General features: G+C 52.4%; 11 protein-coding genes. 8 read left to right on the top strand and 3 right to left on the bottom strand.

Annotation, left to right across the window (positions count from 1 at the left end):
- Positions 1-142: 142 nt before the first annotated feature.
- The gene (locus EHT25_RS21315; protein ID WP_124877201.1) at positions 143-343 is read left to right on the top strand and encodes a hypothetical protein; all 201 of its coding nucleotides are present in this window, start codon (positions 143-145) and stop codon (positions 341-343) included.
- Between the two features lie 53 nt (positions 344-396).
- On the opposite strand, the gene EHT25_RS21310 is transcribed toward EHT25_RS21315, so the two are convergent.
- Positions 397-1,551: an acyl-CoA dehydrogenase family protein gene (locus EHT25_RS21310; RefSeq protein WP_124877200.1), complete on the bottom strand. Its 1,155-nt coding sequence runs from the start codon at positions 1,549-1,551 to the stop codon at positions 397-399.
- A 316-nt stretch (positions 1,552-1,867) separates the two neighbouring features.
- On the opposite strand from EHT25_RS21310, the gene EHT25_RS21305 reads away from it, so the two are divergent.
- The 5 genes from EHT25_RS21305 to EHT25_RS21285 all read left to right on the top strand — a co-directional run bounded on the left by EHT25_RS21305 (position 1,868) and on the right by EHT25_RS21285 (position 9,710).
- A complete protein-coding gene (locus EHT25_RS21305) occupies positions 1,868-3,199 on the top strand; it encodes a UDP-glucose dehydrogenase family protein (RefSeq protein ID WP_124877199.1) in 1,332 nt (443 codons plus the stop codon).
- A 103-nt stretch (positions 3,200-3,302) separates the two neighbouring features.
- A complete protein-coding gene (locus EHT25_RS21300; protein ID WP_124877198.1) occupies positions 3,303-4,283 on the top strand; it encodes a UDP-glucuronic acid decarboxylase family protein in 981 nt (326 codons plus the stop codon).
- Positions 4,284-4,489: 206 nt separating this feature from the next.
- Complete coding sequence (locus EHT25_RS21295) at positions 4,490-7,351, top strand: SusC/RagA family TonB-linked outer membrane protein (RefSeq protein WP_124877197.1); 2,862 nt, start codon at positions 4,490-4,492, stop codon at positions 7,349-7,351.
- Between the two features lie 106 nt (positions 7,352-7,457).
- Positions 7,458-8,957, top strand: coding sequence for a RagB/SusD family nutrient uptake outer membrane protein (locus EHT25_RS21290; protein ID WP_124877196.1), 1,500 nt, complete (start codon positions 7,458-7,460; stop codon positions 8,955-8,957).
- A gap of 156 nt (positions 8,958-9,113) precedes the next feature.
- A complete protein-coding gene (locus EHT25_RS21285; RefSeq protein ID WP_124877195.1) occupies positions 9,114-9,710 on the top strand; it encodes a hypothetical protein in 597 nt (198 codons plus the stop codon).
- A 2-nt stretch (positions 9,711-9,712) separates the two neighbouring features.
- Here EHT25_RS21285 and EHT25_RS21280 read toward each other — a convergent pair whose 3' ends face one another.
- Positions 9,713-10,783, bottom strand: coding sequence for a DUF4249 domain-containing protein (locus EHT25_RS21280; protein ID WP_124877194.1), 1,071 nt, complete (start codon positions 10,781-10,783; stop codon positions 9,713-9,715).
- Between the two features lie 10 nt (positions 10,784-10,793).
- Positions 10,794-13,211: a TonB-dependent receptor gene (locus tag EHT25_RS21275; protein ID WP_124877193.1), complete on the bottom strand. Its 2,418-nt coding sequence runs from the start codon at positions 13,209-13,211 to the stop codon at positions 10,794-10,796.
- A 122-nt stretch (positions 13,212-13,333) separates the two neighbouring features.
- Between EHT25_RS21275 and EHT25_RS21270 the strand changes: the two genes are divergently transcribed.
- Together EHT25_RS21270 and EHT25_RS21265 are read left to right on the top strand one after the other, a co-directional pair.
- Complete coding sequence (locus EHT25_RS21270) at positions 13,334-13,744, top strand: hypothetical protein (protein WP_124877192.1); 411 nt, start codon at positions 13,334-13,336, stop codon at positions 13,742-13,744.
- Between the two features lie 194 nt (positions 13,745-13,938).
- Positions 13,939-15,189 carry a TolC family protein gene (locus EHT25_RS21265; protein WP_124877191.1) on the top strand — a complete coding sequence of 417 codons (1,251 nt, stop codon included), beginning with the start codon at positions 13,939-13,941 and terminating at the stop codon, positions 15,187-15,189.
- Positions 15,190-15,191: the final 2 nt, after the last annotated feature.

The following is a 15,191-nucleotide window of genomic DNA, read 5'->3' as shown; positions in this document are numbered from 1 at the left end:
CTACCTGTAAAGCCAATTCCCTGCTCAATCTTTAATCCTCTTTTAAATCAAACTTAACAGGGATTTAATAGAAAATTTTGACCTTTCATTAGAAATCAGTCGATAGGCAGGTTTAAATTAACTATCAAAAAAGGTCAATACCATGAAGAAGTTGATCATTGCCGCTGTTTGCGCGGCTATCTTAGCAGCACCGGCCGCTTTTTCGCAGGACAAACCGGCTAAATCCACAGCAACTACCAACACCGCCATGAAAGGCGAAAAAATGAAAGGCAAGCATGGCAAACACCACGTCATGGCCAAAAAAACCGAAGTGAAAAAGACCGAGAAAAAGAGTAGTCAGTAAGAGGTTTAATTGTGAATAGATAGAAAAGGCGGGGTTATTCTCCGCCTTTTCTTTTAGGGTAGCAACAGCCGTGAAATAACCACCCGCTGGATTTCGCTGGTGCCCTCGCCGATGGTGCAGAGCTTGGCGTCGCGGTAAAATTTCTCAACCGGAAAATCTTTGATGTAGCCATACCCGCCGAAAATCTGTACGGCTTCGTCGGCGGTTTTTACGGCCACTTCCGACGCATAGAGTTTCGCCATCGCCGACTCTTTCGTCACCGGTTTTCCGGCATCTTTCAAATCGGCCGCCTGATAGGTCAATAGTTTTGCCGCTTCGATGGTGGTGGCTAAATCGGCCAGTTTAAACGCAATGGCCTGAAACCGGGCAATCGGCTGGCCGAACTGCTGCCGTTCCTGGGCGTATTTCAAAGCGTGTTCGTAGGCACCCATCGCGATGCCGAGGCTCAGGGCCGCGATTGAAATCCGGCCGCCATCCAGAATTTTCAGCGATTGAACAAAGCCATCGCCGACTTCACCCAGCCGCTGACTGTCGGGAATGCGGCAATCCTGAAAGAGCATCTCCGCCGTTTCCGACGCGCGCATCCCCAGTTTATCTTCTTTTTTCCCCCCCGAAAACCCGGCTGTATCGCGTTCGACGACAAAAGCCGTGGCGTTGTGGGCGGTGTTGGGCGCCCCCGTTCGGGCAATGACCACCGCTACATGGCCACTTTTGCCGTGCGTGATAAAGTTCTTCGAACCATTCAACACCCAGTCGTCGCCATCCCGAACGGCAACGGTTTTCATATTGCCCGCATCCGAACCGGTATTCGGTTCCGTAAGCCCCCAGGCACCGATCCATTCGCCGGTGGCCAGTTTGGGTAAATACTTATTCTTCTGCCCGGGATTGCCAAATGTTAAGATGTGGTTCGTACACAGGGAGTTATGGGCCGCCATCGACAGCCCGATCGCGCCATCGACTTTAGCCAATTCAACAATCGCTCCGACGTATTCGCGGTACCCCAGCCCCGACCCCCCGTATTCTTCCGGCACCAAAACGCCCAGTAAACCCAGCTCGCCCAACTGGCGCATGGTTTCGAGCGGAAAATGCTGGCTTTCGTCCCAATCCCGCACAAAAGGCCGGATTTGCCGCGCGGCAAAGTCGCGAACGGTTTGCGCAATAAGCTGCGCGGTATCTTGTACTTGGTTTTCTACAATTTCTGAAGTCATGAACGTGCTGTGTTGTGTGGCCGAATCTTCCTGATTTTAGTAATAATCTACAAAAATATACCGATAGTCCCAAACCGCTTGGGAAATCAATTGACAACCGGTTTTATCAATTGGTTGAGCTGCCAAAATCGCGCTCTAACTGTCATTCAACCAGCCTGCTAGCGATCATGTTTGGCCTGTCCCTCACAAATTCAGGAATCGACAGTCGGAATTGAGCAAAAAAATCTATTTTTGTGTCCTGCAATCCAAGTATATAAAAAGTACAAATCAATTGACTTCCATCAACCATCCTTAGTATATAACTTAATTACTCCACATGAAATTAGCAGTTATTGGAACCGGGTATGTCGGACTTGTAACGGGAACGTGCTTTGCCGAAACCGGTAACCAGGTCGTCTGCGTCGATATTGACGAGCGGAAAGTTGAAAAACTGAACAACGGAATCATTCCTATTTATGAGCCGGGTCTCGACGTTCTGTTCAACCGGAATACTGCCGAAGGTCGTTTGAAATTTACGACCAATCTGGCCGAAGGGATTGAAGGCGCGGAGGTTATTTTTCTGGCCCTGCCCACTCCTCCGGGCGAAGACGGTTCGGCTGACTTGAAATATATCCTGAAAGTGGCCGACGATCTGGGGCCGTTGCTGAAACAATACGCTGTGATTGTCGACAAAAGCACGGTGCCGGTCGGAACGGCGGAAAAGGTTTGGGTGCATATTTCCCGGGGTGCCAAAATCGATTTCGATGTGGTTTCAAACCCCGAGTTCCTGCGTGAAGGTGTCGCTGTTGATGATTTCATGAAACCCGACCGCGTCGTGATCGGAACGAAATCGGATAAAGCCAAAGCGGTTTTGAATAAGTTGTATGCGCCACTGGTTCGGCAGGGTAACCCGGTTATTTTCATGGACGAACGATCCGCCGAAATGACCAAATATGCCGCTAATGCGTTCCTGGCCGTTAAAATTTCGTTCATGAATGAGATTGCCAACCTGTGCGAAAAGGCCGGAGCCAACGTCGACGACATTCGCCGGGGCATCGGAACCGACAGCCGGATTGGCAAGCGGTTTTTGTTCGCCGGAATCGGTTACGGCGGGAGCTGTTTTCCGAAAGACGTACAGGCGCTGGCCAAAACCGCTCAGGAATACGACTACGATTTCCAGATTCTGAAGTCGGTGATGGACGTGAACGCCAAACAGAAGAGCAAATTGCTGCCGCTCATCAAAGGGCATTTCGACGGCGACCTGAAAGGGAAAACCATTGCGGTTTGGGGGCTGGCCTTTAAACCGTATACCGACGACATCCGGGAAGCGCCGGCGCTGGAAAACATCCGTGCGCTGTTGAAAGAAGGCGCGAAGGTGACGGTGTATGATCCCGAAGCAATGGACAATGTGCGGAATATTCTGGGCAATCAGATCAACTACGCCCACACGTCCTATGCCGCCCTGGATGACGCCGATGCACTGGTGATCATGACCGAGTGGCCGCTGTTCCGGACGCCGGACTTTGGTAAAATGAACCTGTTGCTAAAAAATAAACTGATTTTCGACGGCCGGAATGTCTACGAACTCGACCAGATGAAAGAAGTTGGTTACACCTATTACAGCATCGGTCGGGAAACGGTTACTCCGGAAGTTTCGCAAACGGCGTAAAACGCAAATGAAAATAGGTTATAGTTAAATCGGGCGGTTTTTACACTGAAAACCGCCCGATTTAACTATAGACAATAAACTGGAAAAACTTATAAACTAGAATATGAAACGCGTACTAATTACGGGCGGGGCTGGTTTTTTGGGGTCGCACCTTTGCGATCGCTTTATCAGGGAAGGCTACCACGTCATTGCGATGGACAACCTGATTACGGGCGATATTCGCAACATTGAGCATTTGTTTCCGTTGCCTAATTTCGAGTTTTATCACCACGACGTCTCGAAATTCATCCACGTTTCGGGCGATCTGGACTATATCCTCCATTTTGCGTCGCCCGCCAGCCCGATCGATTATTTGAAAATTCCTATTCAGACCCTGAAAGTCGGCTCGTTGGGAATTCACAATTGCCTCGGTCTGGCGCGGGTCAAAAACGCCCGGGTGCTGATTGCGTCCACATCGGAAGTCTACGGCGATCCGGCGGTTCACCCGCAGAACGAGGATTACTGGGGTAATGTCAACCCGGTTGGGCCGCGCGGTGTTTACGACGAAGCCAAGCGGTTTCAGGAAGCGATCACAATGGCGTACCACACCTACCACGGCCTGGAAACCCGGATTGTACGGATTTTTAACACCTACGGCCCCCGGATGCGGCTGAATGATGGTCGGGTGTTGCCCGCCTTCATTGGTCAGGCGTTGCGCGGAGAAGACCTTACGGTTTTCGGCGATGGCAGCCAGACGCGCTCGTTCTGCTACGTCGACGATCTGGTTGAAGGAATTTACCGGTTGTTGCTGAGCGACTACGCGTATCCGGTCAACATTGGTAATCCCGGTGAAATCACCATCCGCGAGTTTGGCGAAGAAATTATCAAGCTAACGGGTACCAAACAAAAGCTCATCGTAAAACCGCTGCCCACGGACGATCCGAAGCAACGGAAACCGGACATCACCCGGGCGAAAGCGATTCTGGGTTGGGAACCGAAGGTATCGCGCGCCGAAGGATTGCGCATCACGTACGATTATTTCCGCAGTTTGCCGGAAGAAGAATTGTACAAAGCCGCCTATCACCGCGAGTTTGTGAAGAAATAACAGACACGGACCCACGGACTAAAGTCCGGGTGAATGGGTAATAAAACGCCAGTTGTCGCGAATAAACACGGACTAAAGTCCGTGGGTACGGGGAGTCTGCGTAATCTTTGTGATTGCGCAGACTTTTTATTTTTTGATTGGTATTATTCTTGTTACGTTTGGAGGTAAGTAACTTTCGGAATTACTTCCTCTAACCCACTCCAGGTATGATACACTCACCGCATTTTCGGTGTTTCTCAACGTTATGGACAACGTCAACCCATTTTTTAACTACCTGTTCTCTTGTACTTTTAATTACTCAACTACCCGCAACAGCCTCTTCCCAAAAACAATCTGATGATTCACTTTCGATCCGCAATGGCCAGCTGACAGCCTTCCGGAATGTCGGCTCGACGGATACGGTTTCCAGCCAAAAACTGAATCGAATTGTTACCGCAAATCTCATGCAAGCCTTGCAGGGACAGGTAGCCGGTTTGCTGGTACGCTCCAACTCCGGCAAACCGGGCGGGGGGGCAACCCTGCAAATTCACGGACCAGGACGGTTTGGCGATACGTCCCCCTTAGTGGTGGTCGATGGAATGATTATCGGACAAACGGATAATTTAAACTGGCTGGCCCCAAACGCCATCGAGTCGGTGGAGGTGCTGAAAGACGCTGCATCGACGGGCCTGTACGGCATGCGGGGGTCGAATGGCGTTTTGCTGATTACGACGAAAAAAGGAACCATCGGAAAACCGCGCGTGTCAGTCGATTTATTGACGGGCGTTCAACGGGTGAATCAACGGCCCCAACTTCTCAACACCCGTCAATACATCGATTACATCAACGACAGTCGCTCGAACGGCGGACTGATTCCGGCGTTTAAACTGACCAATCAGGTGTCGCTGGATACCTTGTTGAAAACCAATACCGACTGGCTCGGAGCTTTGCTTCGTCCGGCGCCCGTGCGCAGTGCCTACGTCTCGGTAGCGGGCGGGACCGAATCGGCCCGCTACCTGGTGGCCGCTGATTATTTCAAACAGGATGGCGTCATTCTGGGCTCCGATTTTGAGCGGTTTTCAGTTCGGCTCAATACGGATTTTGATCTGCTCGAGAACCTGAAGGTAGGTCAGCACCTGACCGTCAGTCAGGCTGTTGAACATGCCAACGAAGGTACCAGTGGCCGTTCGCCCATTGAGCAGGCGATAAAAAGTGCGCCCTATTTGTCAATCACTAACCCCAAGCGCGTTGGCGGTTACGAAGGAACGACGTATCTGGATGCCAGCAACGACGCGCTTAATCCCATTGGGTTGTCGGTTTTGACCAACGACCGGCATACGTCGCTGAACCTGATTGGGGATTTGTTCGGCGAATGGACCTTGTTCGATGGCCTGACGTACCGCGCCACGCTCGGTTTCGACCTGCGGAATTTCGACCGCGCGTATTCCATGCCCGCCTTCAACATGGGCGAATATAACATTAACCTGACGGCTTCGCTGGCCCGCGCCAAACAGACGGGCTACAACACGCTGCTGCATCATCAATTGAGTTATACCCGCACGGCGGGGGCTCATTCGCTGGCGGTTTTGCTGGCCGGAAGCCGTCAGACGTACAATAACAATGACATCACCGCCTATGCCGACGGGTTGCCCGGAAACGACATCCGATCGCTTACGGCGGGGCAGTCGTCCAGAAACCGGACCGTGGGAGGGGCCTACGCCTTCTACCGGATCGTGAGCCTGATGGGGCAGTTGTCGTACGATTACGAAAAGAAATACTGGCTGACCGCGGTATTACGGCGCGATGGTTCGTCGCGGTTTGGGCCGGGGCATCGCTTCGGCGCCTTTCCCTCGCTTGGGGCGGCCTGGTCCATCAATAAAGAAAAATTTCTGGAATCGGTGCCGTATCTGACTACCGTCAAACTGCGGGCGGGATGGGGGAAAACCGGTAACGATAATGTCGGCGATTTTCAATATGCCTCTCTGATTGCCCAGAATTATAATTATCCATTCGGGCCGACCAACTCCTTTCTGGGCGTCGGCGCTTTTCCCAGCACCTTACCCAATCCTGGTATTCGCTGGGAAACCACGACAACCAGCAATGTGGGACTGGATGTAAGTGGGTTCGACAATCGTGTAAAACTGCGGGTCGACTATTTTCGGAAACGCACGACGGATTTGCTCGTGGAGGTTCCGCTGCCGGCGTCGGTCGGAGCCGCAGCCCCGCTGACCAATGCCGGAACCGTGGATAATTCGGGAATTGACCTGTCTCTGACCGCCGAGCGGAGCAACGAATGGATTACGTTCAACGTGACCGGTTTTGCCAGCTGGCAGAAAAACAAAGTGATTTCGCTGGGTGACCGGCCGACCCCCGTTTTGGGCGGTCTGGTGCAGGACGAAACCGTTACGGCCACGATGGTGGGAGAGCCGGTGGGAAGCTACAACGGTTTTCAGCGCGTGGGAATCTTTCAAAACCGCGACGAAATCATCAAGAATCCGAACCTGACCGGTACTGAACCCGGCGATATTCGTTACGCAGACCTGAATAAAGACGGTAAAATCACGGATGCCGATAAAACGGTTCTTGGAAGCCCGGTTCCCACGTTCTATTACGGGTTGTCGGCTTCCGTAAGCAGCATGAATTTCGATCTTTCGGTGCTGCTGCAAGGTGTTTCGGGCAACCAGCTTTACAATGCGAATGCCTACTGGCTGAATGGCTATCAGGGTCGGTATAATGCCGGAACGGAAGTGCTCAGTCGCTGGACCCGCGAAAAACCGTCGACTACGCAACCCCGCGCCGATGCATCGAGCAACCGGAATTTCCGGCCGTCGGATCGCTTCATTGAAGAGGGCGGTTACTTTCGGGTAAAGTCATTGCAACTGGGTTACACACTACCCGAAACGCTGACATCTACGTTCGGTGCCAGCCGGTTGCGGGTGTATGTCGGAGCGCAGAATCTGTTTACAAAAACAAAATACCCGGGTTTCGATCCCGAATTCGCCCGTAATCAGGCCATGGCGGAAGGGATCGATTTCGCCCAGCAACCCCAGTCAAAGATGTTTATGGGGGGAGTTCAAATCAACTTTTAAAGCGTTAGGGTTTACGGTGTTTGGTTTACGGCGGCTAACGCAGGCAAGAATGCGTAAACTATCATAAACCGAATACTGAAAACCGTAAACCGAATACCGAGCTTTTATGAAAAAAATAAGTACGCTTTTACTCGTGGCCGGTTTGACGGCCGGTTGCAGCGATAAGGCTTTGGATGTCCAGAATGTCAATGTGCTGACCACGGACAATTATTACAAAACGGAAGAAGATGCCCTCAAGGCGGTCAACGCGGCTTATGCCACACTGGCGTCGCCGGATCTGTATTCCCAGGTTATCCATTTAACGCAGGAACTGATGTCGGACGAAACCAATGCGACGGTTTCGACCAGCCCGAGCCTGATTTTAATGCGGGATGCTGAAGCCGACGCCACCAACGAGGTGTTTAATTTCGTCTGGTCAGGTTGTTACCAGGGCGTTTACCGGAGTAATCTGGCGATCACCCGCATACCGGGGGTGCCGATGAACGAGGCTACCAAAAGCCGTTTGCTAGGGGAAGCGTATTTTCTGCGCGCCATGTATTATTTCATTCTGGTGACCAATTTCGGCGATGTGCCCTTGATCCTGAAAGTGGTCGATGTCAGTAAACCCGAGGAAAAACAACCGACCCGGATTGCGGCTGCCAATGTGTACGCGGCCATTCTGAAGGACTTTGAAGAGGCCGAAAAACGGCTGCCGGTTTCGTATGAAGACGACGAAATTGGTCGGGTAACCAGCGGAGCGGCCAAAGGATTTCGGGCGAAAGCACTCTTGTACCGTGCCAATCTGACCAATAGCCAGGCCGACTACGCGGCTTCGGCCAAATTGTTTAAGGAAATCATCGATTCGAACGTCTACGACCTGGTGCCGAATTACCGCGACAACCACACCAATACGAACGAAAACAACCGCGAATCGCTTTTTGAAGTCCAGTTTTCGACCACGGTCGATCCGGGCGCGTTCTGCGACGAGTGCGGAACCGGCGGTTTGCGGCCGCTGGAGATGGGGGTTCGGGGGCGGGCCTATAACAACGTAATTCCGTCGGAGTGGTACGTTAAACAGTTTGAAACGGGGGACACCCGACTGCTGGCGTCGGTTTTCGGGCCCCAGGGCAGCAAATTCGACGGGTTGGATTATTACAAAGTACTCGAATACAAATCCTGGTTTGATATTCTGCCGGTTGATTACGCCGTTCGAAAATACCAGAAAGACGCGGGAAATGAGTTCGACTGGACCACCGGTTCTGATGTCAACATCCGGCTCATGCGGTTTGCCGATGTCTTGTTGATGTTTGCCGAAGCCACCAATTCAGCGCAGGGCCCGACGGCCGATGCTTATGCCGCCGTTAACCGGGTTCGGAAACGGGCCGGTTTGAAGGAATTGGATCCCGGTTTATCGAAAACCGCCTTTATGGATTGGATCATGCACGAACGCGTGGTGGAACTGGGGCTGGAAGGGCACCGCTGGCGTGATCTGGTTCGCTGGAAAAAAGCCTATCAGGAACTGACCTCAAAAGGCCGGCCCTTTGATGAGAAAAAACATTACCTGTTTCCGATTCCCGCCAAAGAACGCCAGCTGAATCCGAATCTGACGCAGAATCCGGGCTGGTAGAGCGGGGAATTAAGAATGACCGGTTAGTAACGAATTTCGAACCCCGAACATCCAGGTTTGTATCTGTACTTTCGATATTCAACATTCGGTATTCACTATTCGTTATTTCTACGTGATCAGGTTCGATCAGTTCCGTTATCCTGAAAGAATAACCTTATGAAGCGGTTTTATGTACAACTTTTGCTGCTGATAATTCTTCCGCCGGTTGCGAAAGCGCAAATTGCATCGTTCAAAAATTCGGTTCGGGTTGGGATTGATTACCTGAGTCTGGATGCACCGGATGATTTGGGATACCGGTTTTTGGGGCAGTATGCCCGGCACGTAGCCAATGATCGGATTGTGCTGGAAGCAGGTCTGGGTTATCTTCAGGTAGAGAATCACCGACGGCTACCCAATAACTACATTTTTGAAGGCAGACCCCGAAAACGCATCACTGCGGATTTGACGGCCTCGTTCGATTTTATCCGGAATCAGCATCATGCTTTGCGGCTGGGCGTTGGGCCTTCGGTCTGGTATCGTGAGGACGATCTACTGCTTCGGGCTGATTATTCGACGCAACCGGGCGGGGGCATTACCGATGTGAAAATTGAAAACCGCCCGATCAATGAAGTGAATGTGGGGGGGCATGTCATTACTGAGTATGAATACACAACTCGCGATCGCATAACATTCGGGGCCCGCTTCGGTTATGTTAATTTCAAAGCCGGTGGTATCAGCTCTCTGCTGGGCCTGACAATTGGGTATCGCTTTTAGCATCAAAACTTCCACCATTTCGGGGCTTTTGAGGTTCGGGCCTGGCTTTCCTCGCATTTCGCACACGACGTTGGCGGGGGTTGTGGGGGAGGAGCGAGAATAATATCCGGTGTGACGGGTGCTTTGCTCCGGTCGATGTAAAGCGGGCGAATGATCATCGCCGAAGCACCAAAATAGCCCAGAACCAGTTCATCGGGTTGTGTAACGCTGCTGATATTTCCGGTTAAGGTTGCCGGAGCCGCATCAAAAAGCCCCCCCACATTTTGAACAATATCTTTAACGGCCGATAAATACGTATACGCTTCTTTTGTTAACGACTGCTGTTCAATTTCCACGTAATAAGGTTCATACGATTCAAAAGGCGCGCGGAGGATCGACCGTCGGCTGATCCGGTTGCCATTGATGGCGTTGTCGCTGCTGATATTGATCAGGTTTTGATAGCGAATAATGTCCCAGCATTTGGTGCAGCAGGTCAGTCCATACTCCTGATAAATCGCGCAACCCGGACAGGTTGGAATCCGGATCACATCACAATACACCAGCGGTTCATAGTGTACCCAGCTCCAGCGGTAATTATCGTCCGGAGTCGCCGGATCTTTCAAATCGAGGTAAACATCAAAGCCTTTGTCGTATGCATCACTGCCTAATTTTAGCTGCTGATTAAATTCAATGTAAATCGAGTCGATCGGCGCAACCGGTTTCAGCAATTCCGGTTTGGATTGGTACTCCCGACCGTCGGAAAGCCGGACATGGAGGGTGTAACTTTTGCCGGTACTTCCCCGCCAGCTTGAATCAGGCTGGTAAAAACCGGGGGAGGTCTCTTTGAAAACCGTTTGCTGATTGGCGTTGTCCGTAACAAAAACCGTCGCTTTTTCAGCAACAAAATTCAGGGACGTTGACGTATAATCGGCCGTAAAACTCATGGAAACCCGGTTTTTGCCGGGCTGGTCGGTCACCAGTCCATCCACCACCAGCGCGGGAGGAAGAGAGCGGACGTCGGGGTTGATGGGTGTGACACACTGGCAAAGCAGTGTGGCAAGAACGAGACATAAAAAGTAAGATACGGTTTTCATCCCGGCGTAGTTACAACTTGAAATTGTAGGTCAGCGATGGAATTGCCGAACCGAAAATGGATAATTTATTGGCGTCGCTTCCGGCATAGCTGCTAAACCGGTAGAACACGGAATAGGCATTTTTTCGGGCATAGAGGTTATACACCGAGAAGGTCCAACTGTACCAGTAGCGCATTTTTCGGGCCGGATTTTTCTCCCAGGTCAGCGAAATGTCCAACCGGTGGTAGTCCGGAATGCGTTGTTGGTTGCGGTCGAGGTAAACCGGCAGCGTGATCCGGTTATTGACCCGGGCTTTGGCGTACGGAACCGTCATCGGTCGGCCGGTGCTGTAGGTATAATTGGCCGAAAACGTAAACTTGAGCGATGGCCGGTAGATCGCCAGCGCATTCACCACGTGCGGTTTGTCGTAATTCGCCGGATACCAGTTTCCGTTGTTGATCCGCTCGCCCGCGTACAGTCCGTCGACCAGCAACAGCGTGCGCGTGTAAGCATAACTGACCCAGCCCGTCAGAAATCCCTTGTTTTTCTTCATCATCAACTCAAGGCCGTACGCTTTTCCCCGGCCCTGAACCAGATCGGTTTCGGGAGTTGGATTGAGCAGCAATTTTGCCCCGTCACGGTAATCGATGGCGTGCTGAATCTGGCGGTAATAGGCCTCCGCCGAAACTTCGTAGGTATCGTTCTGATAATTCCGGAAGTAACCCGCCGACAGTTGATCGGCAATCTGCGGCCGGATGTGGTTGTCGCTCATTTTCCAGCGCGACGTTGGTAAAGCCGCCGTCGAATTCGTGATCAATTGCAGGTATTGCCGCGTGCGGGTATACGAAAATTTCAGCGAACGGTCGGTTTTTAAGGCCCAGCGCAACGCCAGCCGGGGTTCCAGACCGCCGTAACTTTTTGCCACCGATCCGCTGCCAATCGTCTCCTGACTGGCCAGCGTTTCAGGCCGGCGCGGGCCGTTCGGCGCATAGGTGCGTAATTCGGTGGGACCCAGAAACAGGAATTGCGAATACCGCAGCCCGGCAATGAGCGAGGTTTTTTCGTTCAGCGTCATTTCATCTTCGGCATACAAACCGGCTTCAAGTCCCTGCTCGGAAGCCAGCTGAACGGGTTGTACGTTGGAAACCGGGCCGGGCGTCAGCGTGTTGGGCGACAGGTGGTAATGCGTGGCCTGAATCCCGAACGACCAGCGGTGCAGATCGGTCTGGTAGTTGAGTTCGGCTTTCCCAATTTTCGACAACAGTTCCGATTGCAACCGGAATTTATTGCTGCTGTCGGGTACCGTCGTGGCCGCCCGGTAGCGCGAAACCACGGCGGATAGGTTCAGAATCAGGCGGTTAGTAAAGGTGTGCGTCCATTTCAGCGAACCATTGGCGGTTTGATAATCGAAACCGGTTTGCGTGGCCGAGACATCCACCGACAGCAGCGAATCCGAGGGCAGCAGCATTCGGTCGTCGCTAACGTAGCCCGATAAATAAACCGTATTCTTTTCGTTGGGTAAATACTTGATTTTGGCGGTAACATCGTAGAAACTGGCTCGCACATCCCGAATGTTGGCCGGACCGGCTTTGAACAGGAAATTGTTGATCGCCAGACGCGTGTCGGCCAGAAACGTGAGTTTGCGCCCCGCAATCGGCCCTTCGATTCCCAGGCGGTTTGAGATAAGGCCGACGCCACCGCTAAGCCGCAGTTTTTCGGCATCCGGTTCTTTGGTTCGAACGTCGAGCACGGCGGACGTTCGGCCCCCGTAGCGGGCGGGCAGGCTGCCTTTCTGCAAAGTCACATCGCGAACCGCATCGGGATTGAAAACCGAAAAGAAACCCATCAGGTGGGACGAATTATAAATCGGCGCGTCGTCGAGCAGCACCAGATTCTGATCGACGCTACCGCCCCGCACATTGATTCCCGTTGCCCCTTCGCCGACGGTGGTTACGCCCGGCAGCAGCAGCAGACTTCGCACCACGTCAACTTCGCCCATCAGCGCGGGCATTTTGATAATGCTTTGAATGGGCAGCTGCGTGACCCCCATTTCCACTTTTTTAACGTTCCGATCCTGCGACTCGGTTTTGACGGTTACTTCATCGAGCAGTTGCGTGTCGGGAGAAAGCGAAATGTTGTTCAGCGTGCGGTCGGGCGGTACGGTTACTTTCTGCTCAATCCGCAGATAGCCCAGGTGCGAGATCAGGAGCGTGTAGGTCCCCCCGGAAACCGTTAGCGTATAAAAACCGTCTCGGTCGGTGGTCGCTCCCCGGCGGGTTTCCGTAATAAAAACCGATGCACCACTGATGGGTTTGTTGGTACCGGTTTCACGCACATAACCGGAAATGACGCGGGAAAGCGAAGTCTGCGCCTGAACCGAAATACAACTAAACAAAACGAACAGCCCAGCCAGAATGAGCTGGCCCGCAAAGCGTAGAATTTTCACCATAGGTTTAGAAAACCATACAAGATACTGACGAATGATCAATTTGCAATATGGCGAGATTCTTTTGGCTTATCAGGCTATTGAGCGGTTTCCGGCGGTTTTTTGTATCTTTGCACCATCTTTGCATGAAAAATCTTCGTCGACTTCCTTTACTGCACCGGATTTTCTGCCTGTTGATGGCCATCAACGTGCTGAACTTCAGTATTGACCCCCCGGATCAAATCGCCCAGTCGGCGGTTCATAATGTGGGGGAGGAAGATCTGTCGATCAACAAAATGGAAAGTATCGGGGAGGTCCTTCTGGAAAAGGTCCTCGAAATCCCGAACGCCGTTCCCGAACAGGACGATCCGGATCACCCGGTTGCGGTGAAATTAGTTAAGTCGGTGTATGACTGGAATGCCTCCCAGGCCGTGACTTCCGTCGAAAAAATAACCGTTAGTTTTCCTTTGCTGGCCCAAAAGAAGCTTTTCTTTTACGCTTCTTTCTATTCGTCTCATTCGCCCGAGATCGACTCTCCACCGCCCAAACGGGCCTGATTTCCTTCTTTTCTGGTGAAGCGATAAACCGTGGTCGATGGTCGGCTGCTGCCTTATCCTTCTGTTTTTTCGTACCCACGGTTTTGCCGCGTTGCGTGCTCGCTGCGTCGACCGTTCGCGATCAGGCGGTGCGATTGCATTCGGGTTATCACCGCGCCGGTACGTCATTCTTTCCATAATGTGACTTCAGGATTATGATGAAATACATGACCCTGGCGGTTCTGCTTTGCTGCGGAATGGCCCGGGCTCAGGACACGCTGTCCATTCAAATTAGACAGGCCGATAGCCTGTTTGTCGGGCGAAATCTGCTCGCACTCGCGGGTCGTTACCAGATTGAAGCGGCTCAGACCCAGGTTCTTCAGGCCAGTTTGTTTGAAAACCCGACCGTGACGGCCGAAGTGAATGCCTACAATCCCGAACGGCGCCGGGCACTCGACGTTGGCAGGCAGGGGCAGAAATTCGTCAGCATTGAGCAACTATTGTACACGGCGGGAAAACGCAACAAACGGGTGGCGCTGGCGCAGGAATCCGCCCGACTGACCGAGCTGGAATTCCGCGATCTGCTGCGGGCGCTGCGTTTTGAGCTGCACACCCGGTTTTACGAAGTGTATTTCCAGCAGAAAACGCTGTTGCGCTATGACCAGCAAATTGCGGTTTTGCAAAACACCGTCGATGCCTTTGAGGAGCAATACCGGCGCAATAATATCTCGCTACGGGAGTTGCTGCGGCTGAAATCGTTGCTGTTTCAATTGTCGAAAGATCGGACCGAAATCCGCTCCCAACTCACGGATCAGCAGCAGTTTCTGCAAACCTTGCTGGCTACTAACCAGCCGATTCAACCGCTGGCCGACGAAACCGCTCTGGCGCGGCTAAAGCCACCGACTCAATCACTGGATTCTCTCTGGAATCTGGCGCTTCAAAACCGCCCCGATCGGCAATTGAGTGAATCGCTGACCCGGCAGGCGCAGCTGAATTACAACCTTCAGAAAGCCCTGGCCAAACCGGACGTGCGGATTGGAGGAATTTACGATCAGTCGTCGAATTACATTTCGAACTACTTCGGGCTGTCGGTGGGGGTGGATTTGCCGCTTTTTAACCGCAATCAGGGTGCCATCCGGGCCGCCGAGCGGCAGATTGGCTACCAGAAAGGCTTGCAGCAGCACAAAACCCGGCAAATTGAAAATGAGGTGACGGCCGCCTGGCAGAAAATCCGCCATTCCGAGCAGATGATCCGGTCGGTGGAAGGGCGGTTTACGGAACAGCTCGAAGAACTGAACGAGGGTGTCGTGAGCAACTTTCTGAAACGCAATATCTCCCTGCTGGAGTTTGTCGATCTCTTCGAAACCTACACCGAAAACGTCCGGGATCTGAACCGGCTGAAGGCCGACCGGATGGCGGCTTACGAGGAATTTAACTACGTCATTGGTACCGATTTAACCAACTAAGT

This window comes from Larkinella rosea (assembly GCF_003858635.1).
Lineage (GTDB): Bacteria > Bacteroidota > Bacteroidia > Cytophagales > Spirosomataceae > Larkinella > Larkinella rosea.
This window is presented reverse-complemented; position numbering and strand designations above follow the sequence as displayed.

Coding starts and splice junctions, on each gene's coding strand:
- EHT25_RS21315 (WP_124877201.1), top strand. CDS start 143: ATGAAGAAGTTGATCATTGCCGCTGTTTGCGCGGCTATCTTAGCAGCA.
- EHT25_RS21310 (WP_124877200.1), bottom strand. CDS start 1,551: ATGACTTCAGAAATTGTAGAAAACCAAGTACAAGATACCGCGCAGCTT.
- EHT25_RS21305 (WP_124877199.1), top strand. CDS start 1,868: ATGAAATTAGCAGTTATTGGAACCGGGTATGTCGGACTTGTAACGGGA.
- EHT25_RS21300 (WP_124877198.1), top strand. CDS start 3,303: ATGAAACGCGTACTAATTACGGGCGGGGCTGGTTTTTTGGGGTCGCAC.
- EHT25_RS21295 (WP_124877197.1), top strand. CDS start 4,490: ATGATACACTCACCGCATTTTCGGTGTTTCTCAACGTTATGGACAACG.
- EHT25_RS21290 (WP_124877196.1), top strand. CDS start 7,458: ATGAAAAAAATAAGTACGCTTTTACTCGTGGCCGGTTTGACGGCCGGT.
- EHT25_RS21285 (WP_124877195.1), top strand. CDS start 9,114: ATGAAGCGGTTTTATGTACAACTTTTGCTGCTGATAATTCTTCCGCCG.
- EHT25_RS21280 (WP_124877194.1), bottom strand. CDS start 10,783: ATGAAAACCGTATCTTACTTTTTATGTCTCGTTCTTGCCACACTGCTT.
- EHT25_RS21275 (WP_124877193.1), bottom strand. CDS start 13,211: ATGGTGAAAATTCTACGCTTTGCGGGCCAGCTCATTCTGGCTGGGCTG.
- EHT25_RS21270 (WP_124877192.1), top strand. CDS start 13,334: ATGAAAAATCTTCGTCGACTTCCTTTACTGCACCGGATTTTCTGCCTG.
- EHT25_RS21265 (WP_124877191.1), top strand. CDS start 13,939: ATGATGAAATACATGACCCTGGCGGTTCTGCTTTGCTGCGGAATGGCC.